This window comes from Streptomyces sp. L2 (genome assembly GCF_004124325.1).
Taxonomy (GTDB): Bacteria; Actinomycetota; Actinomycetes; order Streptomycetales; family Streptomycetaceae; genus Streptomyces.
In genome coordinates this window covers 7,759,662-7,778,962 of record NZ_QBDT01000001.1, presented here as the reverse complement: position 1 = coordinate 7,778,962, position 19,301 = coordinate 7,759,662, and the positions used below count along the sequence as shown (strand labels likewise).

The following is a 19,301-nucleotide window of genomic DNA, read 5'->3' as shown; positions in this document are numbered from 1 at the left end:
CGGCGCCTCGGTAGCCCTTGTCGGCCCAGCACATCATGTCGGCCTCGGCGAGGGCGTCGACGATGCCGTGTTCGCGGGCCGCGCGGACGTCGTGGACGGCACCGGGCAGGACCGGTGAGGCCCACAGCAGCCGGCCGAAGGGATCGGCGAGGACCTGCACGTTCATCCCATGCCGCTTGTGCTTCCCTGAGTAGTAGGGCCGGTCCGCGGCGATCCGGGCGATTGGCAGCAGGGTGCCGTCCAGCAGCACGAACGTCTTCGACGATGCGGCCCGGACCGCCTCCCCGAGAGTCGGCGCGAGAGCGGCCACGAACTCGACGGCCTCGGTGATGTACCGGTATGCCGTCGTCGTCCCTATGCCGAACCCGGCCGCGAGCTGGGCATAGGGGTGGCCGTTGCGGAGATGGGCGAGAGTGAGCAGCGCCTGCCGGCCGGCAGTCAGGCGCCGCCAGCGGGTACCGAGTTCCCGGCGGCGCTGACGGAGCTTGGCGGACAGGAAGCACAGGGCGGAACTGGACACGTCGACGCCCGACGGGTAGACAAGCACACGAAGCCTCTGGTGGAGACGGATTTCTTGGTCGAAAACCCATCCACCAGGGGCTTCACCCACCTGTCAGCCCAACCGCCCCTCCTGGTCGACAGGTTGGAAAGGGCTCATGGAGTCCTTCTTCAGCCTGCTGCAGAAGAACGTTTTCGACCGCCGCGTCTGGGCCACCCGCGAGGAACTCCGGATCGCGATCGTGTCCTGGATCGAGTGGACCTACCACCGCCGCCGCAGACAAGCCGCCCTCGGCCGGCTGACCTCCATCGAATTCGAGACCGTCATGACCAGGCCGGCCCTCCAGGCCGCGTGACCGAACCTGTCACCCGTACCTGCATCAGACCCCATCAGAACAACCTTCAGACCGCCCGAAGTAAGCCAACGAAATCGACGCGGGGCACGGGCCAAAGCGTCAGCGGAGCCGCTCCCCGGCTGGAGAGTGCAAAGGAACGGCTCCTCAGCGCGTCGCCATCACAGTCCTTTGAGGCCATGCAGGGCCAGCATCTGTCGGTGACGCATGACAACGCGGGCTCGACGGGTAGGCCCGCGGACCGAGCAAACAGAACGTCACGTCCGTTGTCTACGTATGATCCTCGGGTCCACGCTGGGGGTTCGTGATGTCACTGCATGGCGTAGCCGAGTAGGGATTCTGTTGTGGAGCCTTCGCAGTCTGCGCGTGGGGATACGAAGTGGTCGCCGTTGGAGGGGATGTAGCAGCGGTAGAGGGGAACGGACCCTGGTACTGGGTTGGTGTGGATGTAGCCGACGGGGCCCAGGGGGAACTTGCCCTCGCATCCGGGGTCCCGGGTCAGCATCGAGTGTCCGCTCACCTTGCACTCATAGAGCATGACCGTTCCGGGCCGCTCTTCGCGGAAGAGATGCCAGTTCATCTCGACTTTGAATCCGCCTGGCAGTGCTCGGGAAGAGGCGATATGGCCTCGGGTCGGGTTGTAGCCGCGCATCAGGACGGTGTAGGGGAGGTGCTCGAAGCCGCAGGAGAGCTTTGCCGGGGATACGTCGTTGCGGTTGGCCATCGCCCAGACCGCCCAGGCGGGTTTGGCCGAGCCGTCCTCCCGGCGCAGGCCGAGTTGGAGACCGCCCTCACCTGGCATGTCCTGCATCCGGTGGTAGATGTAGCTTTCGATGCCCGGTGTGCCGAGCACGTTGAAGAAGCTCCAGCACAGCATGTTGGCCTGGGCAGCCTCATTGGAGTTGGGGGCGGCGGAGTTGATTCCGTTCTCGGTGAGCTGGACTGTCCAGGCGTGCGGTTTGTCCGGGAACCGTTGGTGCAGCCAACCTACGAGGATGCCGATGTTGCCGAAGGTGACCATAGGGTAGTCGTCGGCGGAGAAGGACGGGCTGGACAGGTCCGGGGGTAGGCGTGGTAGGCCACCCGCCACTGCCGGTTACCCGCTCGCGCGGCCAGGCCTTCCAGCACGGTCATGCCGGACAGCATGCCACCGGCCGGGTTGTCGAATTCCCGGCCGAAGTGGTTTTCCAGCGAGGTCAGTACCTTGGCGGTCGACTGCTCGGTGGTGATTCGGTCGTAGGCGGCGTTGTAGTTGGCCGCGATCTGGTCGAGCCACGTGTTGGTGTCGCAGGGAGTTCCCTGGCCACAGCCGATGTCGAACCAGGTATTGGTGTTGACCTCGTTGTCGATCACGAAGTCGGCGATTCGGCCGTGCCCGTGGAGCCCGTCGTAACGCTGGGCCAGCATACCGGCGAACCGGCCGAAGTCGGCGGGATTGTTAGGCACACAGAAGGACTCGAATCCCGGCGCTGCGGGCGTGCAGGGGCGCCCCTGGCGCGCCCAGGCAGGGGTGCCCCATACGATGGCGGTGACCACCAGCCCGCGATCGCTCCAACCCTTGATGGCCGCGTCCACCTTGGAGTCGACGACAAAGCAGCGCCCGTCGTACTCCTGTTCGTTCGCAGTGCATGGGGCAGCCTTGACGTTTGGCTCCCAGGACGCCCAGACCAGGTTCATCGACACGCCGCCGGCGTTGTTGCCGGCGATCTCGTCCTGGTTCCAGAAGTCCGGCTGGATTCCCTTGATGTGATAGTCCGAACGTGTCGGGTACGGCAATGGTGCCGGCTGTCCGGCAAAGGCCGGGACGGCGGAAGAAAGAATGAGAGTGAGCGCGGCTAATAATGCTGCGACGAGGCGTCGCGAGGGCCTAGCCATGATCCTCCTTCAGAGGTGACTCGGGAGTCTTGGGCCCCAGGCGTGCTCGCTGACCCGGGCCCCGGCAACTGAGCGCTGCTCGATTGCAATCGTCCGGCCGGATAGATGTGGCTGCAACACGGATCGATCCGGTCACCCCTGTTGCTCTGTCAGCATCCGGGACCGCCAGGCTGCCGAAATGGATCTTCGCCCGAGTGAGACAGTTGATGGGCATGCGGGGCGGGTCGGCGGTAGATCTGTGCAGGTGAGAGGGTTGGTACCCGCCTGAGACTGCACGGAGGAAGATCCAGCGGTGGAACATGGACGGGTGGGTGGTGCGCTACCTCCAAATCGCCCACAATCGGCGGGTCGGCGGCACCGCACAGGCGAGACGCTGGTCAGTTTCGGCCGCGAGGACCCGCTGGATGACGACGGGTTGCGCCGTCTGGTCGCCTCCATCAACCGCTAACTCGGTGACGAGGACGAGGTCGCCGCGCCGCTGGGCGCTGATGAGGCCGGGCCGCTGACGGTGGAGTCCTCTCGGCCGCCAGGGGCGAGCTGGCTGCTGGACGGGCTGTGGAGGCTCCTGGGCATCGACACCGCGCTGACTTCACGCATCGACGTCGAGCGCGCTCTCTTGGCGCTGGTCGCCAACCGGGCTACCGCCCCGTCTCCAAGCTCGCCGCTGCCGAGTGGTCACCCGCGACCAGGTCATCCCTGGCCTGGGTGCATTGGCTGAGCAACACGCCTAGCACGCTATGGACATGCTGGTCGCCGCTGATGTCCAAGGCGCCGTGCAGGCGGCCAGGCCCTGGCCCGCCAGAACCGCTACCAGGACGTGCGCGACAACCTGCACGTCAAGGAGGTTCGCCTCGACGGCGACGAGGGCAGGCGCTTCATCATCTGCCACAACCCCACGAAGCGATGCGCGATGCCGCCGGACGCGATGACCCCTCGATCTCGTCCCAGTTGCCCAGGCTGCCGTCGATACGCAGCGGCGCGGCGTCCACGGTGCCGCGCCGGTGCTCGTCGTCTCCGGCTTTGACGACGCCGCTGATCTCGTACTGGCCCCGCGTGATGTGGTCGGGGAGCGGGTCGGCGGGGACGATGGGCGCGGCACCGAGGTGGTTTTCACGGACGAGCTTCTCCAGCGGCTTGATGTGTGGGGGGGGTGGTGACCCTCACGCGGCCGTCGTCGTCGGGCTGGTCGGTGATCCGCCCCAGCGGCATGTCCGTGCGCGCCCAGACCGGGATGTCGATGAGGTAGATGCTCGACTACCGCTTCTCGCCACGTTTCAAGGACCTCGAAGTCCAGCGGTTCTGGAAGGCCCAGATGCCCGGCGGCGAGGCCCTGGACGGCCATGGGCCGCTGGGAGCCATCGTACGCAACAGGGTGAACGTCAAGAAGGTGCTCGCCGCGAGGCCGGACATGCTCCGGGTCGCCGGATCGCTCATCACGAACCAGGTCCGCGCCTCACCCAGCTGCGCGCCGAGGGCCACGAGTCCAGGAAGAGGATGTTGCCCGGTCGTCCCCGCTCAGCCGCAAGAACCTCAACGTCCTGGGTCGCTGCACAGTTGCACCCCCTCGACCCCACGCGAGGGGCTGCGCCCGCTTCGCGGCCCGGACGCGGTGGAGCTGGATGGAGACGACGACGGTATGGAGAAGTGACGAACGCGCAGGTCACCAGATCGACGTTTCTCGCTCGGGGGTGAGCAACAGTCGGGCGGGCAGGGGCCGCCACAGGACTCATCCGGCACGATGGTCAGCAGTTCAACCCAGGATGGGCGGCATGTGGAGGCTCCAGGGGCCGCTGTCCGGGAACTTCGGGGCGCCTCACACACCTTCGAGGTCGCTGCTGCGACGCGACGCGTGCGCGTAGGAGTAGCAGAAGCAGCTCAGCCAGCACAAGTGCACAAAGTTGCGCCCTATGCCACGTATTCGCGGCTGCATCCGTCTTCTAGCGGCCGGAGAGCCGGTGTTTCCTCAACGAGTAGCGTTTTTCGCCCGGGCTAGAGGAGCCGTCTTGCGTAGCTCAAATGTGATCGTGAGTGCTGATGCGGCTGGTCTTGGCCGGGCGTCGCGTCTGCTGCGTGCGGGAGGTGTGTGCGCTTTTCCGACGGAGACCGTGTATGGGTTGGGGGCCAGTGCGTTCTCGCCGACGGCCATCGCGGAGATCTACCGGTTGAAGAACCGTCCTACATGGAATCCGCTCATCGTGCACGCTGTGGACGTGGACATGGCTCGTGGGCTTGCGCGGGTGTGGCCGGAGGCGGCGGCGGTGTTGGCCGACCGGTTCTGGCCGGGGCCGCTGTCGCTGGTGGTGGACCGCGCGGATCACGTGCCGGATGCGGTCAGTGCGGGCACCGGCACGGTGGCTCTCCGTGTTCCTGCTCATCCGGTCGCGCGAGAGCTGCTGGCGGAGTGTGCCTTGCCGTTGGCGGCTCCGAGTGCCAATCGTTCTGAATCCGTCTCCCCTACGTGCGCCGAGCATGTGGTGCGCACTCTGCCTGATGTGCCCCTGGTGGTGGATGGCGGGCCCTGCCGGTGGGGTATTGAGTCCACCGTTGTCGACGTGACGTGCACGCCGCCGCGTCTGCTGCGTCCTGGTGCCCTGCCATTGCGGATGCTGAGGGATGTCATTGGGGTGATCGACTGCCCCCAGGCGGCAGCCGTGGTGGGTGCCGCGCGTTCACCTGGTATGGGACGGCGGCACTACGCGCCGCGTGCCCGGGTCGTACTCGTCGATGACTTCGGTGCGTTCGGGCTGGATGGCTTGCCAAAGCCCTGCGGGATTCTCACCCATGACGTTCCCGACGCCGCTCTCACCGGCTCGGCAGCGCACGTTGAGGTCCTGCCGGATGATCCAGCAGGTTACGGGGCCGATCTTTATGCCGCGTTGCACCGTCTGGATGACAGCGGCATGGACACGGTTGCCGTCCTGGCCCCTCCGAAAGGCGAAGAGTGGATGGCAATCCGGGACCGCCTGGACAGAGCCTCCGCAGGGCCAGGTCTCACTGCTTGACGGGCTGCGCATCGGTCGGCGTATCCACCGGAGGAGGCAGAGATGGAGCGACAGCACAACGGGCTTGTCACCCTTGCTGTGGAGAGCACCTTCAACAACTGCTGCGTGTGTGTCTTCGACCAGGAGCGTGCCGTCCACTACGAGCGCAATACGACATTCATACCTTCATCTGCCCGCATCCTGCAGGACAGCGCCACGTGGCGGCACGAGCTGGAGGCTTTCCATGCAGGGACCTTGCCGACGCTGTTGCGTGAGGCTCTGGATGTGGGCCTGCGCCCTGGCTTGTTGTCCGTGTCCGTGGTCAAGGGAAAGCACAACGCGAATGTAGAGGTCGCCAAGAGTCTTGTGGCCGATCTCGCGTACCGCATGTCGGTGCCGGTTGTCGAGGTCGATCACCATGAGGCGCATCTGCTGGCCGGTCTACTGTGCGAGCCTCCCCCAAGATTCCCTTTCCTCGGCCTGACCGTGGCCGGCGGCCACTGTCATCTCCAGCTTGCCGCTGATGTGGGTAGTTACCGGCTGTTGGGCACGCATGACGTGGCGGCCAGGAACCGGCACGGGCACGGCCGTGCCCCGGGCGCGGTCCTGGACAGGTGCAGCGAACTCCTCGGACTGGTACCGGCCGGCGAGCCAGACGGTGCCATCGCGATCGACAAACTCGCCGGCAGGCGATCGGATGGGGAGTTCGTTCACTTCCCCCGCACCAAGGCCCTGAACGCGGGCAACGGCTACGACATCGACCTCCACGAGCTCTACGACGAGGTCCTAGAACGCAGGAACACCATGGCGGGCCAGGAGCAGCTGGAACTGCTGGCGGTCTCGGCGCAGGAATGTGTGATGACGATTCTGCTCGACAAGGCGTTCGCCGCGGCTGCCGCCTACGGCGCGCCGCGGATCTCGTTCGGGGGCGGGGTGGCCTCGAACCACCGGCTCCGGGAGCGGGCCGTCGTCCGCGCGAAGGCCGAGGGCGTGAGCGTCCACTTTCCCGCTCAGTCGCTTTGTGTCGACAACGCCCGGATGATCGCTTTCGGCGGGCTGGTGACGCGCATGCCTGAGCTGGCTTCGAGCGGAATTGAACGCGAGGACTGAGCATGCGCGTGGTGATGACGTCCTGCCCGCAGTACGGCCACTTCTTTCCCCTCGTTCCACTGGGCTGGGCCCTTCAAGCCGGTGGACACGAGGTGCGTGTCGCCGTTCCCGAACAGTTCACAGGGGCCGTGGCCGGCAGCGGTCTGCCGGCTGTCGCCGTGGGCGGGATCGTGCGGACCCGCGACATCATGGGAGTCGGCGACCGGAAGCTGCTGGCCGACTGGTTGTCCGATCCCCGTGGCATGCACATCAACGCCATCCGGACGGTGAGCCGGTTCGCCAACTTTCTGACCGAGCCGATCGTGGACCTGTGCCGCGCATGGCGTCCGGACTTGATCGTCCATTTGACGCTGGAGTTTGCCGGCCCACTCGCCGCACGAGTCACCGGCATCCCGGCTGTTTCACTCAGCCCCGGTCCCGTGCTCCCGCAGGAAGCGTTCGACGCTGTGGATCAAGAACTCGCCGACCTGTACGAGCGCTGGGGACCCCCGGGGCAGCCGGCCCTACAGCTGGATCTGTGGCCACCCAGTCTTCAAGCCGCCCATGCCCCCTCCTCGCAGGCGATCCGCCACATACCGTATTCGGGACCAGGAACAGTGCCGACATGGCTGCGCAGGCCCTCGGCTGGACCGCGTGTGGGCATCACCCTCGGATCCGTCATCCCGCAGACCGGTGGCACCGACGCGCTGTCAGTGGTTCTGTCCGCCCTGGAGGAGCTGGGACACGACGCCGTCATCGTCCTCCCCGATGAGCAGGCGCGGGCGGCCGCAGACGGCGCCTACGGGCGCCTGCCTCCCAACGCGATGGTGGCAACCGTTACCTCGGGCCCCTGGCTCCCCTTCAGCTACGTCGCTCCCACCTGTGATGTCGTCATCCATCACGGCGGTGCGGGCACCACTCTGACCTGCCTGGCGGGCGGCCTGCCCCAGCTCATCCTCCCCTACATGGCCGATCAGTTCACCATCGCCGAGCAACTCGCCCGGCAGGGCACCGCAATCGCCCTGCCACCCGGAACAGCGACCAAGAAACACATCGCCGAGGAACTGGCCAGGCTGCTGACCCACCCCAGTCACATCAAGGCCGCACAACGGCTGCGGAAGGAAATCCAGCGGCAGCCAAGCCCATCGCACATCGTTGAGCGCCTAATGGAGCTGACAGGATGAGGATCTGCGTGTTCTGCGGCGGCTTGGCCGGCCACCGCCACGACTACGCATCCGCCGCACGACACCTCGGCGAACAGCTCACCGAACGCGGCATCACGCTGGTTTACGGCGGCTCACACCTCGGCCTGATGGGCATCCTGGCCGACACCGTACTGGCCCATGGAGGCGAGGTCACCGGGGTCATTCCCCGCAGCCTCATGCGCGAAGAAGTCGCACACCCATCACTATCTCACCTGCACGTCGTGGAAGGACTCTCCGAGCGCAAACACCGGATGATCCAGCTGGCCGACATGTTCCTCGCACTCCCCGGTGGCCTCGGAACACTCAACGAGATGTCCGAAGTGCTGACCCTTGCAAAACTGGCACATGTGGATAAACCGTCCGGCTTGCTCAACACGGCCGGCTACTACGACGATCTTCTGGCCTTCACCCGCCACGCAGCCTCCGAGGGCTTCCTCTCTCCCTCGCACGCGGAACTCCTGATCATCGGCGACCAGCCCGCCGACGTCCTCGACCGACTCCTTGCAAGCGCCGCCATCACCACAGACAATCGCCGACCGGACGCCGGACTGCGGAGGCCTCCATGACCCCTCCGCCACCGGCCGGAGTGCTGATCGCCACCACCAATCCGTTCAAAGTTGAACGATGGCGCAGAGTTCTCCAGGGCGTAACCTCACTCGTGCTTCCGGGCGATCTCCACTTGTCGCTGACAGTTGAAGAACACGCCGCAACGACGACAGAGAACGCCCGGGCGAAAGCCCTCGCATGGCACCATTACGCCTCACCCATACCGGTCCTCGCCGACGACCTCGGACTCTTCATACAAGCCCTGAATGGCCGCCCCGGCGCGCTCATGAAAACCTGGGACGGCCAGATCCCGGAATCAGCCACCGAATCCGAGCGCATGACCGTCCTCGCCCAGACAGTACGCGATCTCACCGACACCACGTGCTATCTGGAGACCACGGTCGCGGTAGCGACCTCCTCCGGCCGCATAGGGCATCGAACACTGCGACAACACGGCCGGATCGACAAAACTTGCACTCTCCTTCCCCATACCCAAGGACCACTCCTGGAAAGGGTATTCATCTTCGACGGCTATGACACATCCTGGCTCGACATGGCCGCCAGCCAGCAGCGAGAAGTCGACGCACGGCTGCGCAGAGAAGTGACCGAGTTGCTCGACCTCCATGCGGGCGAGGTTCCGGCCCCCTTCGGCAAGCGAGCAGCCGCCCCAGTGACCGCAGACGGGAGCGCCCGGAGGGGGACCCGCCGCTGAGAGCCCGCACTTGTGACGACGCGGGGAGAGAGCCGTGCCTCGCAGCCATGGGCGACGGTCGTCACGCGGCGGTGATTCTCACAAATGGCCAAATGAGATGCGACGCCACCACGCCGGACGGTGTCCGGTTTGTCCGGCCTCTTGGTTCTCCATTGGGTTCTCGGAATGCTTTCTCGGAACCTCCTTTCGCCGATAGTTTTCGAGGCATCACTGACGAGGAAATCGAGGCCCCCGGCGCGATCGAGCGCCATCCGTGCCCGGCCTGTGAGGGGCCGGCCGTGTCGGCGTGCCGCACCGGCGCCGGGAAGACCGCGGTGAAGTACCACACCGGCCACCCCTCCAGCTCGTGCCCCGCGTCGCCGAGGAACTCCACGTCCTCCCCCGCCCGGCCGCAGCCCTGGCCGACGCTGGGTGCTCGGCCCCGAACCCGACGGGGCCGGCACCGCCGAGCCCGCGCCGCTGGCAGCGGGGATCACGGCGGTCCGCATCGGCTACGTCCGTGGCGGTACCGCTGAGCTGGGCGGTGAGCGCGTCCGTGCGGCGTGCGTGGCGACGGGTCAGTGCCGGTATCTGCTCGGCGAACGTCCGACGGGCACAGCGCTCGTTCCCGCACACGAGTCGACGCGCTCGCAGTTCGATTCGTACGGCCCGCGACGGGACGATCCGCCAGAGTCCGCTGGTAGTAGCAGTGCACTCTCGAAGATCTCTGCCCGCATCCGGAACAGGCCGCCGATAGGCCCGTGATCACACGGCGACGCGGGCTTCCGTATCCGTCAGCACCAGTTGGTCGACCTCCACCGCGATACCCGGCAGCAGAAGGTCCGCGACCTCAACCCCACCCATCACATCGGATGGCTGACCAACTACCCCCAAAGTAGCGGCAGAGCCCAGAAGCTCAGCCAGAACCGTCGTGACGATTCGGGGAGTCATCGGCCGGACGACGACGTCAGAACTCGTCCACAAGCGCTGTCGCAAGAAGTGATCGAAGCCATTCGAGTGATCCGGTGGGTGCGAGCAGCGGTGAGATCGGGGGTGCGGGTGCGGCCGGCAACGCGGGAGAGATCCACAGCGGCTTGCCCGCGGGATCAGCGACGAAGTGCACATTCACGCCATGGCTGCGGTGCTTGTGGGAGAAGGCGGCCCGGCTGTCGGCTCACCCTGTCGCTTTCGGCGAGCGTTCCGTTGAGCAGGAAGTACTCGGGGTTTGTCTGCCGCAAGGCTCGCAGCAGACCGGGCGCCCGGTGGGAGATGGTCCACGACGGCGGTGACGTAGGCGTGGGCGGTGCCGACGGATATGCCGAAGCCAACAGCGATCTGCGCCCGCGTGTCGTGCCGGCGAAGGTAAACCAGGTCGACAAGAGCACGCTGGTGCGGCGGGAGTGTACAGCGGCGGCGGCCACCCTCACGGGTGATGATGGGCATGGTTACCCACTCGACCAGCGCGTGAGGCAGGTCGAGTACGGCAGATAGGAAACCAACGAGGCGCGCCTGCGCTGATGAGTTGAGATGCCGGACACCTCTCGCAACGGCACAGGGGTCCTGTGCGTTGCGGAACGCCAGCCCGACACCCCATTAGTGGCCGCCCTGAAAGGGCTCACTGGGAGAACTCGGCAACATGACCCTTGCCACCTATACCGTCAGTCTCGCGCGGCACTTCTCTTGTGGAGAGAGTTCTCATCTATGGCTAATTCTCACCATAGCGGTAGTGGGGGAACAGCGAGCACACTCCTTACATCCCCGGTACGCGAGGTGCGGTCGTTGACTCTCTCCCAGTCTGTGAGTGCGTGTCGGCCGTCACCACTCTTCCGAGACCACGTGGAGGAGACCCATCCGTGTCACGTCGCAGCCCGAATGATCGTCTCAGTGCCCTGCTTGCGGAAGCGGACTGGAGTGCGGGCGAGCTCGCACGCGCGGTCAACAGACTGGGTGCCGCCCAGTCACTGACGCTGCGCTACGACCGGACCTCGGTGGCTCACTGGCTCTCGGGTTCCAAGCCCAGGGAGGCCGTCGTCGCCTTGGTGGCCGCGGCGTTCTGCCGTCGTCTGGGCCGGTTCGTCACAGTGGAGGACACCGGATTGGACCATTCGGCGCCGGAGCCGGGGCTTCGTCGCCCCGGTAAGGAGCGGGAAACGACTTCCCTGGCGCGGCTGGTCATCCTCACGCGGGCTGACGCCAGCCCGGAACGCCGGTCCCTTCTGATGCGGTCTCCCTACAGGGTAGAAGCTGTCCCGTCGCCCGACTGGCAGCCACAGCCGTCCTGGATACCGGTGCCGGGGGCGCGACACCGAGCCACCCAGGAGGACGTAAGGGCCATGAGGTCCTTCTCCGAGACAGTCGCCGCGCAACTGGAGCGTTTCGGTGGCAGGCACGGCCGCTCGGCATTGGTGGCCTATCTCGCGGATGACGTCAGCCGGGTGCTCACCGCGAGCGCCCCGGATCTGCTTCGCCGGACACTGCTTGTGTCGGCTGCCCAACTCACCCAATTGCTCGCGATGATGACCGAGGATGCCGGGTGTCACGGGTTGGCCCAGATCTACTACCACGTCGCCCTCGACCTGGCTCGTGACTCCGGGAACGCAGTGGCTTACGGTCTCGTCCTTCGCGCCATGAGTGTCCAGGCGCTGCAGATGGACCACCCGCGGCGGGCTCTCGAACTGGCGCAATCAGCCGTGGACGTGTCCGGTTCCTCGGCCCACGGGGCAGCTCTGGCCTTCCTTCTCAGCCAGCAGGCCGTGACCCACGCCTACGACGGGCAGCGGCACGCCGCGATCAGGGATCTCGTCGTGGCCGAAGCCTCGCTGGAGCGGGCATCGAATGTTCCCGGGCCCTTCACGGCCTACCCGCGAGCCGGGCTCGAATACCAGCGCGCACAGGCCCTGCTGGCACTGAGACTTCCTGTCGAGGCGCTGTCCTCCCTGCGCGACTCCGCTCGCCATCGTGACAGTGAGCGCCGCAGAACATCCGCGCTGACCGAGTTCCGTCTGGGCGAGGTCCTCATGGCGATGGGTCATCTCGAAGAAGCCTGCGTCCACTGGAACAGGTTCCTCGATCATTGTCTCTACTTGCATTCAGCCCGCGTTGATCAGTCGCTGGCGCAACTTCACCAGATGTTGCGGCCTCACCAGCGGCAACGACACGCCTCCTCCGTATGGGAGCGGATCTGTGAGTTGATCGCTCATCCCGCGTGACGAAAGGTTCCGCGAAGCACCCTTCAGACGCTGTGAACCAGGGCCGTCAGGACCTGGGCCCGCTCTCGCAGTGCGGAGGCCGGGGGCTGCCGGCGGTGCGGCTCAAGGGTGTGGTGAAGCTGGGTCAGAGCTCCATCGACGCGAGCCGAGCGCAGTTGAGGGCAGTGGCCGAGGAAGTGCCTCCAGTGGAAGCACGCCTCGTCCAGGTGTCGGCGTACTCGCCTATGTGCAGAGCCGCGTACGGATGAACGTGCAGAGCAAGGAGACTTGTGGAGCGCGAGCGTCGTTGTTCGAGATGATGGGGCGGTGTCTCTTCGCTACTTCAATCAGACCGGCTGAACCGCGGTCTTCAACGGCACCGACACCGAGATCGGCCGCACGGTGCGTGTAGAGGGCTGGGCCCAGGCGACCAGGACGGCCCTGGTCGTCGATCCCAAGCGTGGTGCCCTGCGTCCGGTGACGGACTACGAGGACTCTCCCACCTGGAGACCGACCAGGTCGTGGCCGCGGTGCCTGGTGGAGAGTGGCGGGTGCACTGGAAGGACGAGGACCCAGGGGGAACGCCGCTGACGGCACAGGTACTGGCCGCGCTCATCACGTCGCAGAGGTGGGCGACGGCCATCACGGTCGATGGCCAGGGGTATGTCCAGGATGCTGATAGCGTCGACGCCTTCATCCCGCCGGGCGAGGACCCGGTGTCGTGATCGCAGCTGGTCAGGCCACGTCGTTCTCTCGCTCGATGGCCTTGAGGCGCCTCTTGAGACGGTAGCTGGGGCCGTTGATGGAGATCACTTCGCAGTGGTGGAGGAGTCGGTCGAGGATCGCTGTGCTGGCTCTGTTAACGAGAACGGGTTCTGGCTCAACTTCCGTGCAGCGGCCACTGTGAGTGACGGCTGAGTGTCTCAGGCTGGGGGGCTCGAAGTCGCCCGAAAATAGGCCGTGGTCACGGCAGTTGGGCTGACAGTTCGGGGCCATGAAAGAGATCGTGCTCCGTCTGAAGGAGCTGTTGTTCCCGTCGGTCGCGAACATCGCGGTGCTGTCGGTGGACGTGAACATTGCGATAGTGCGCGTTGATGTGCAGTGCACTGCCGCTGGCGCCTCCTGCCCGGGATGTGGGATCTGGTCGACCCGCGTTCACAGTTCCTACCTGCGGTTTCCTGCCGATGTGCCGAGCGGTGGGCGAAGGGTTGTCCTGCAACTTCGCGTCCGGCGGTTCCGGTGCCGGAACACGATGTGCCCGCGCCAGACCTTCGTGGAGCAGATATCCGGCTTGACGCGCAGGTATGGCCAGCGGACGGAACGGCTGCGCTCCGCCCCGGCCGCAGTCGGCCTTGCCCTGGCCGGCCGTGCTGGCGCCCGGCTGGCATCCGTCATCGGCGTCTCCGTGAGCCGGAGCACGGTCTTGCGCCTGGTCAATGCGCTTCCCGAGCCGGAAGTACCGGCGCCGCGAGTGGTCGGTGTCGATGAGTACGCCACCCGCAAGGGCCGCCACTACGGCACTGTTCTGGTGGATGTCGAAACCCGCCGCCCGATCGATCTCCTCCCGGACCGGGAGGCGTCCAGCCTGGCCGCCTGGCTCTCCCGGCGGCCAGGCGTCGAAGTCATCTGCCGCGACCGAGCACCGTTCTTCGCTGAGGGCGCCGCTGCCGGAGCACCGCAGGCGGTTCAGGTCGCGGACCGGTGGCACCTCTGGCACAACCTGAGTGAGGCCGCTGAACGAACCGTCACCCAGCATCGCCGCTGCCTGCACGTTCTGACACCTGCGGCACCTGAACCCGAGCCAGCATCTGCTCCGGCCTCGGGCTCGTCCGATTCACCGTGGCCACGCGGGCACCGGTTCGCCGACCGGACCCGATCCCGTCACGCCGCGGTGCACGACCTGTTGAAGGCAGGGCACAGCCGGCGCTCGGTCGAGCGGCAACTCGGAATGACCTGGCGGACCGTCAAGCAACTTGCCGACGCGGCGACGCCGGAGGAGCTGTTCAACGGGCAGTGGCAGAACCGGCGCTCCATCCTCGACGACTACAAGCCCTACCTGGACGACCGCTGGAGCGAGGGCTGCACGAACGCCTGGAAGCTCTGGGAGGAGATCGTGCCGCTCGGCTACAAGGGCAGCTATCAGCGCGTCCGCGCCTACCTGCGCGAGAAGCGCACCTCGCCACGGTCGGTAACCGCCAGGCCGCCATCAGCCCGAACGGTCGCCGGATGGATCCTCCGGCGCCCCGACACCCTTGCCGAGGGCGAGCAGCTCCAGCTCAAGTCCGTCCGGACGCACTGCCCCGAACTCGACGCCCTCACCCGGCGCGTCCGGTCCTTCGCGGCCATGCTCACCGAGCGCCAGGGCGAGCGCCTGCCCGACTGGCTCGATGCTGTCCGTCAGGACGACCTGCCCAGCCTCCACACCCTCGCCGCAGGCATCGACCGCGACCGCGATGCTGTCATCGCCGGCCTCACCCTGCCCTGGAACTCCGGTGTCGTCGAAGGCCATGTCAACCGGATCAAGATGCTCAAGCGCCAGATGTTCGGCCGCGCAGGCTTCGCCCTCCTGCGGAAGCGCGTCCTCATGTCCTGATCACCGACGACGGTAGGAACTCGATGGCAGCCGCGGAGGCGGATGTGTAAGCCTTCCCCTTCCAGATGCCGACGGAGAAGACCTTGATGACCAGCGACGACGCCCTCGATCAGTTCAGACACATCGCGCGTGAGAGGGCATTTGGCAGGCATGTCGGGTCGGACAGGCTCATCCAGGCAGGTCTGGACGCGCTGGTAGCTGGGGTCGAAAGCCCGTCCCTGGCCATGCTGGCGGGACTCCTCCGAAGCGAAGAACCCGAAGCGCCAGAGCTCTTCGACCAAGTCCTGGACGAGCTGGGACTGCTCTTCCATCCGCCCACGGACCCCCGGGCCGCAAAGTGGGCGATGGCCTACTGGATCGCCGGTCAGATCGCCGACGGATCCCTGGATCCCGCCACCGGCACTCACCTCATCTGGGCAGACATCGCCTATGACCTCGGCTACCCCGAAGAGCTGGCACCACTGGTGTCCTGCGCGCACAACCTGGACGGCTGGGAGGAGAGCTGGGGAGTATCCGTCGAGGAACTCAACGGAGAAGCGGTTGAGGCAGCGAAGCAGTTCGTTAACAAGGGGGCGGGAGCCGAGGCGCGGGACTGACCAGCGGTCCCTTCTCGCCACCGGGATTCGTCGCCCGCGAGCTGATCCGCTCACTCAGCGTGGCCGCGTCACAGAAGTTGAGCCAGAACCCGTTCTCGTTAACAGAGCCGCTGCTGTGGCGAGGACCTCGTCGCCGAAGACCTGGCCCCATTCGCTGAAGCTCTTGTTCGAGGTCAGGATGATCGAGCCCTTCTCGTGCGCTTCGAGATGACCTGGAAGACCAGGTTCGCCTCAGCTCGTCCGAGGGGCTGGTAGCCGACCTCATCGACCACGAGGACGCTGGCTCTGCACGTTCATCCGTACACGGCCATGCACTTTCACGTGTACGCCGACACCAGGTGGCCGGCGGACAGGAGGACCTGCCCCAGACGGAATTCCGTGATGGCTAGCGCCCTGCGCCGCTCGGGGGCGCGCTGACGGGCAGAGGCACGCAGCGCCGCCATGGCCTCGGTCGGAAGCCCCAGGGCGATCAGGGTCTGTGCGCGCTGGTATTCGAGCCCGGCTCGCGGGTAGGCCGTGAAGGGCCCGGGAACACTCCGTGCCCGGTCCAGGCATGCCTCGGCCGCGGCGAGGGGCATCGAGCGCGGCCTGCCGCTGTCCGTCGTGGACGCGCGCCACGGCTTGCTTGCTGAGGAGGAAGGCCCTCGCAGGCGCGTTCGCCTGGGAGCCCACCGGCCCAGCCGTGTCGGCCAGCGCGAGAGCGTGCCGTTCGTGGCCGATCCGCAATGCCTGAGGGCTCATCGCTCGCAGGGTGCCGGCGTAGGTCACCGAGTCTCCGGCCTCGCGGGCCAGGTCGAGGGCCGTGTGGTAGTAGATCTGGGCCAGCCCGTAGGACAGGTCAAGGCGTCACCTGTCCGTGCAGCAGTCCCCTCCATATCACCGAGGCAGACGCGGGCTGACTAGCTTTCACAACCGCGCAAGGTTGCATGCGTTGCCCGTGATTCGCGCTGCGCCACACCTGCCAACAGGTAATGGAATCTGGTCGACTGGTCTCACCGTTCCGGCCGAGTCAGCCACCGACAAGGAGTGGGTCATGTCATCGCTATACGAGATCGTCGTCGAAGCTCTCGTGACCCAATTTCACCAGGAACGGGACCGACTGCGACCTGACACATCCTTTCGGGACCTCGGCTTCGACTCCCTCTCGCGGCTGGACCTGTCGCTCGCGCTCAGCAAACAGCTGAAGATCGAACTCCAAGACGAAGATGTGTTCCGCCAGAGGACACTTGGCGAACTTGTCCGATTTCTCGAAGAACAACGCGCCGCAGCCTGACGGCTCCCTTGGGGACTCGGCTAGGACGAACTAAGGACGAACGCCGAGTGCTCCCTCAGTAGTTACCGACTCAGTCGAAGGAGGCGTGGGCAATGTCCCAAGTAGTGCGTCGTGCGACGCAAGCAGATTTGAGCGAGCTTACCGACATCCTGACCGTGGGATTCGCCGAGGATCCAGTTTTCACATGGATGTTCAAGACGGAGGAACTGTACCGTCGGGTTGCACCGGCATACTTCCAGATGATGGCCGAACAAGCACTCAACGCCGGGCAGGCGTATTTGGCCGACGGCAAGGGCGTCCTCATTGGCCAGCCTTCCTCCACAGTTGATAGTGACGCGGAGTGGAACGCGGCAGGACAGCAGAAGGTACGAAACACCTGCGGCGAGTGTGCGGACAACGCACTGGCCTACCTCAATGCTGCACGTGACAATCATCCGATGGACAAGCCCCATTGGTATGGTGAGTACCTCGCAGTGAGGCCGAGCTATCGAAATGAGGGGATCGGTGTACTCCTGCTCCGACACAATTTCAAGGAACAGGGCATGGCATTCTATCTCGAGTCGACAAAACAGCGAAATACAGATACTTATTCACGGCTGGGGTTCACAGCGACCCGGTCGTACAAAGTGGCTGACGGGGTTGAGATGACATCCATGTGGCGAGATCCCATGGCATAGCACCCCGATTACGTCAGAGAGTCGTCGGCCAATCCCGAGCGTCGCCACATCGGGGCTCTGGCCGGGGCAGGGCTCTGAACCAGACTGTGGATTGCGGCCCCAGCGTACAGGGGGCCGCTACGGCCTCGCGGAAATTCTGACTCTCATCCGAGCACCCGCTCATTGCTCCCCCAGACTCTCACTCGTGAAGGACAAAGACGTGGACGCCGCAGCCAAGGGAACTCCCCAAGAGAGTCAGGAAACAACAAGAGTAGGTGCGCACACCTATGAGCCGGTGCTGCGGCTTGCCCTTAAACATGCGCTCGGCTATCTGCATGAGGAACATGACAAATCGTCACTTCCCGTGGGCCCGACTGGTGACGACGATGATATTCAGGAGATACTAGGGGGAGAACTCCCGCAAGACGCCACGGACACTCTGGCAGTGCTGGACCTTCTGGTCCGCGGGACCGCGCCGGGACTGGTGCGTTCTGGTGCGGGGCGCTATTTCGGTTACGTTACTGGGGGAACTCTTCCGGTCGCGATGGCGGCAGACTGGCTGACCAGCACCTGGGACCAGAACACCATCGTGCACGACGGCTCTCCCGCCACAGCGGTCGTTGAGGACATCTGCGCCAGGTGGCTCACTGACCTTCTGGGGCTGGCGCGCGAGACTTCCGTGGCTTTCACCCCGTCAACCACCTACGCCGACCTGCTGGGGCTGACCGTCGCGCGCCACAAGGTCCTGGCTGATCAGGGATGGTGCGTCGCCGAACAGGGTCTCGACGGTGCACCTCCGGTTACGGTTGCTGTCAACGAGACCGTGCATATAGCTGTCCTCCGCAGCCTGCAGGCTCTGGGCCTGGGCAACCAGATCACCTTGCTGCCCGCGGACAACAACGGCCGCGTTGACACCACATCTCTGGCGAGCGCTCTACGCAAGGCGACTGCCGGCCCGCTCATCTTCTGCGGACAGATCGGTGAGATCAACACCGGCGGTGTCGATCCCCTGCGCCAGATCTGCGAGATGGTGCACGAGTCCGGCGGATGGGTGCACCTGGACGCGGCCTTCGGCCTATGGGCAGCCGCCTCCCCGCGCCTACGCCACAGCTTGCTGGACGGTGTCGACCTCGCCGATTCCCTCGCCACCGACACCCACAAGTGGCTCAACACTCCGTACGACTGCGGAGTAGCGTTCGTCAGGGACGCCCAGGCACACAAGGAGGCATTTCAAGCCCGGGCCGGCTATCTGCATCTCAATCCGGACCAGCGCCACCCCTCGTCACTGAACCTCGACGTCTCCCGCCGCTCGCGCGTCTTTCCGCTCTGGGCGGCCCTGCGTCACCTCGGCCGCCAGGGCATCGCCGACCTCATCGACCGCTCCTGTGCGCATGCTCAGCAGCTGGCGAAGCTGATGGCCCAAGAACCAGGCGTGCATGTGTGCAACACCGTGACGCTCAACCAGGTCCTCCTGTGGTTCGAAGACCCTATGGGTGACGACCATGATGCCCACACTGCGCACGTCGCTGCCAGCTTCCAGCACGAGGGAGTGGGCTGGGCGGCGACCAGTTCCTGGAAGGGCCGCACCACACTACGTCTGTCCCTGGCCAACTGGACCACAAACAGCGAGGACATCGCCCTGACCGCTGCATCTCTCATCCGGGCCCATCGCCAACTCAGAACTGAGTAAAAGCGGCAGTTGGTTGGTCACGGCGAGCTTCGCCGGTCAATCCGGCTCAAGTGCAGCCGTCCTGGGC

Annotated in this window: 16 protein-coding genes and 5 pseudogenes; 14 read left to right on the top strand and 7 right to left on the bottom strand. The window is 65.6% G+C overall.

Annotation, left to right across the window (positions count from 1 at the left end; translation table 11 throughout):
• On the bottom strand, nt 1-547 hold a 547-nt coding region (locus DBP14_RS34830), incomplete at its 3' end, for a transposase family protein (protein WP_129311585.1).
• A gap of 109 nt (nt 548-656) precedes the next feature.
• Between DBP14_RS34830 and DBP14_RS34825 the strand changes: the two are divergent.
• Nucleotides 657-854, top strand: a pseudogene (locus DBP14_RS34825) (IS3 family transposase); the annotation flags it as partial.
• A 307-nt stretch (nt 855-1,161) separates the two neighbouring features.
• Here the strand turns inward: DBP14_RS34825 and DBP14_RS37380 are convergent.
• Complete coding sequence (locus tag DBP14_RS37380) at nt 1,162-1,872, bottom strand: DUF5722 domain-containing protein (protein ID WP_206739411.1); 711 nt, start codon at nt 1,870-1,872, stop codon at nt 1,162-1,164.
• Nucleotides 1,839-2,726: a DUF5722 domain-containing protein gene (locus DBP14_RS37375; RefSeq protein WP_206739410.1), complete on the bottom strand. Its 888-nt coding sequence runs from the start codon at nt 2,724-2,726 to the stop codon at nt 1,839-1,841. The genes DBP14_RS37380 and DBP14_RS37375 overlap by 34 nt, the downstream gene beginning before the upstream one ends.
• Before the next feature lie 1,246 nt (nt 2,727-3,972).
• Between DBP14_RS37375 and DBP14_RS37505 the strand changes: the two are divergent.
• The 6 genes and pseudogenes from DBP14_RS37505 to DBP14_RS34790 all read left to right on the top strand — a co-directional run.
• Nucleotides 3,973-4,179, top strand: a pseudogene (locus DBP14_RS37505) (Tn3 family transposase); the annotation flags it as partial.
• A 571-nt stretch (nt 4,180-4,750) separates the two neighbouring features.
• Nucleotides 4,751-5,728, top strand: a complete 978-nt coding sequence (locus DBP14_RS34810; RefSeq protein WP_206739409.1) for an L-threonylcarbamoyladenylate synthase — start codon at nt 4,751-4,753, stop codon at nt 5,726-5,728.
• 42 nt (nt 5,729-5,770) lie between these two features.
• Nucleotides 5,771-6,817 carry a hypothetical protein gene (locus DBP14_RS34805; protein ID WP_129311582.1) on the top strand — a complete coding sequence of 349 codons (1,047 nt, stop codon included), beginning with the start codon at nt 5,771-5,773 and terminating at the stop codon, nt 6,815-6,817.
• Nucleotides 6,818-6,819: 2 nt separating this feature from the next.
• Complete coding sequence (locus DBP14_RS34800) at nt 6,820-7,980, top strand: nucleotide disphospho-sugar-binding domain-containing protein (protein ID WP_129311581.1); 1,161 nt, start codon at nt 6,820-6,822, stop codon at nt 7,978-7,980.
• A complete protein-coding gene (locus DBP14_RS34795; RefSeq protein WP_129311580.1) occupies nt 7,977-8,567 on the top strand; it encodes a TIGR00730 family Rossman fold protein in 591 nt (196 codons plus the stop codon). The genes DBP14_RS34800 and DBP14_RS34795 overlap by 4 nt, the downstream gene beginning before the upstream one ends.
• Complete coding sequence (locus DBP14_RS34790; protein WP_129311579.1) at nt 8,564-9,259, top strand: non-canonical purine NTP pyrophosphatase; 696 nt, start codon at nt 8,564-8,566, stop codon at nt 9,257-9,259. The genes DBP14_RS34795 and DBP14_RS34790 overlap by 4 nt, the downstream gene beginning before the upstream one ends.
• A gap of 744 nt (nt 9,260-10,003) precedes the next feature.
• Here DBP14_RS34790 and DBP14_RS34785 read toward each other — a convergent pair.
• On the bottom strand, nt 10,004-10,189 hold the full coding sequence (locus DBP14_RS34785) for a hypothetical protein (RefSeq protein ID WP_129311578.1): 186 nt from the start codon (nt 10,187-10,189) through the stop codon (nt 10,004-10,006).
• Between the two features lie 59 nt (nt 10,190-10,248).
• Nucleotides 10,249-10,681 (bottom strand): annotated as a pseudogene (locus DBP14_RS34780) (transposase family protein); the annotation flags it as partial.
• 410 nt (nt 10,682-11,091) lie between these two features.
• Between DBP14_RS34780 and DBP14_RS34775 the strand changes: the two are divergent.
• On the top strand, nt 11,092-12,447 hold the full coding sequence (locus DBP14_RS34775) for a hypothetical protein (protein ID WP_129311577.1): 1,356 nt from the start codon (nt 11,092-11,094) through the stop codon (nt 12,445-12,447).
• Between the two features lie 530 nt (nt 12,448-12,977).
• Nucleotides 12,978-13,151, top strand: a complete 174-nt coding sequence (locus DBP14_RS37155) for a hypothetical protein (RefSeq protein WP_241741134.1) — start codon at nt 12,978-12,980, stop codon at nt 13,149-13,151.
• A 10-nt stretch (nt 13,152-13,161) separates the two neighbouring features.
• Here the strand turns inward: DBP14_RS37155 and DBP14_RS37500 are convergent.
• Nucleotides 13,162-13,278 (bottom strand): annotated as a pseudogene (locus tag DBP14_RS37500) (ATP-binding protein); the annotation flags it as partial.
• A gap of 142 nt (nt 13,279-13,420) precedes the next feature.
• Here DBP14_RS37500 and DBP14_RS34760 point away from each other — a divergent pair.
• Together DBP14_RS34760 and DBP14_RS34755 are read left to right on the top strand one after the other, a co-directional pair.
• A complete protein-coding gene (locus DBP14_RS34760; RefSeq protein ID WP_129311576.1) occupies nt 13,421-15,019 on the top strand; it encodes an ISL3 family transposase in 1,599 nt (532 codons plus the stop codon).
• A gap of 86 nt (nt 15,020-15,105) precedes the next feature.
• On the top strand, nt 15,106-15,615 hold the full coding sequence (locus tag DBP14_RS34755) for a hypothetical protein (protein WP_129311575.1): 510 nt from the start codon (nt 15,106-15,108) through the stop codon (nt 15,613-15,615).
• Nucleotides 15,616-15,726: 111 nt separating this feature from the next.
• On the opposite strand, the pseudogene DBP14_RS34750 reads toward DBP14_RS34755, so the two are convergent.
• Nucleotides 15,727-15,893, bottom strand: a pseudogene (locus DBP14_RS34750) (ATP-binding protein); the annotation flags it as partial.
• Between the two features lie 755 nt (nt 15,894-16,648).
• Between DBP14_RS34750 and DBP14_RS34745 the strand changes: the two are divergent.
• The 3 genes from DBP14_RS34745 to DBP14_RS34735 all read left to right on the top strand — a co-directional run bounded on the left by DBP14_RS34745 (nt 16,649) and on the right by DBP14_RS34735 (nt 19,234).
• Nucleotides 16,649-16,888 (top strand): acyl carrier protein, encoded by a 240-nt coding sequence (locus tag DBP14_RS34745; RefSeq protein ID WP_129311574.1) that lies wholly within the window; start codon nt 16,649-16,651, stop codon nt 16,886-16,888.
• 92 nt (nt 16,889-16,980) lie between these two features.
• The gene (locus DBP14_RS34740; RefSeq protein ID WP_129311573.1) at nt 16,981-17,565 is read left to right on the top strand and encodes a GNAT family N-acetyltransferase; all 585 of its coding nucleotides are present in this window, start codon (nt 16,981-16,983) and stop codon (nt 17,563-17,565) included.
• A 184-nt stretch (nt 17,566-17,749) separates the two neighbouring features.
• Complete coding sequence (locus tag DBP14_RS34735; RefSeq protein WP_164992482.1) at nt 17,750-19,234, top strand: aminotransferase class V-fold PLP-dependent enzyme; 1,485 nt, start codon at nt 17,750-17,752, stop codon at nt 19,232-19,234.
• Nucleotides 19,235-19,301 lie beyond the last annotated feature (67 nt).

What these genes read in the sequence shown, in the direction of transcription:
- DBP14_RS37380 (WP_206739411.1), bottom strand. Translation starts at nt 1,872, where the DNA reads ATGGTCACCTTCGGCAACATCGGCATCCTCGTAGGTTGGCTGCACCAA.
- DBP14_RS37375 (WP_206739410.1), bottom strand. Translation starts at nt 2,726, where the DNA reads ATGGCTAGGCCCTCGCGACGCCTCGTCGCAGCATTATTAGCCGCGCTC.
- DBP14_RS34805 (WP_129311582.1), top strand. Translation starts at nt 5,771, where the DNA reads ATGGAGCGACAGCACAACGGGCTTGTCACCCTTGCTGTGGAGAGCACC.
- DBP14_RS34800 (WP_129311581.1), top strand. Translation starts at nt 6,820, where the DNA reads ATGCGCGTGGTGATGACGTCCTGCCCGCAGTACGGCCACTTCTTTCCC.
- DBP14_RS34795 (WP_129311580.1), top strand. Translation starts at nt 7,977, where the DNA reads ATGAGGATCTGCGTGTTCTGCGGCGGCTTGGCCGGCCACCGCCACGAC.
- DBP14_RS34790 (WP_129311579.1), top strand. Translation starts at nt 8,564, where the DNA reads ATGACCCCTCCGCCACCGGCCGGAGTGCTGATCGCCACCACCAATCCG.
- DBP14_RS34785 (WP_129311578.1), bottom strand. Translation starts at nt 10,189, where the DNA reads ATGACTCCCCGAATCGTCACGACGGTTCTGGCTGAGCTTCTGGGCTCT.
- DBP14_RS34760 (WP_129311576.1), top strand. Translation starts at nt 13,421, where the DNA reads ATGAAAGAGATCGTGCTCCGTCTGAAGGAGCTGTTGTTCCCGTCGGTC.
- DBP14_RS34755 (WP_129311575.1), top strand. Translation starts at nt 15,106, where the DNA reads ATGACCAGCGACGACGCCCTCGATCAGTTCAGACACATCGCGCGTGAG.
- DBP14_RS34745 (WP_129311574.1), top strand. Translation starts at nt 16,649, where the DNA reads ATGTCATCGCTATACGAGATCGTCGTCGAAGCTCTCGTGACCCAATTT.
- DBP14_RS34740 (WP_129311573.1), top strand. Translation starts at nt 16,981, where the DNA reads ATGTCCCAAGTAGTGCGTCGTGCGACGCAAGCAGATTTGAGCGAGCTT.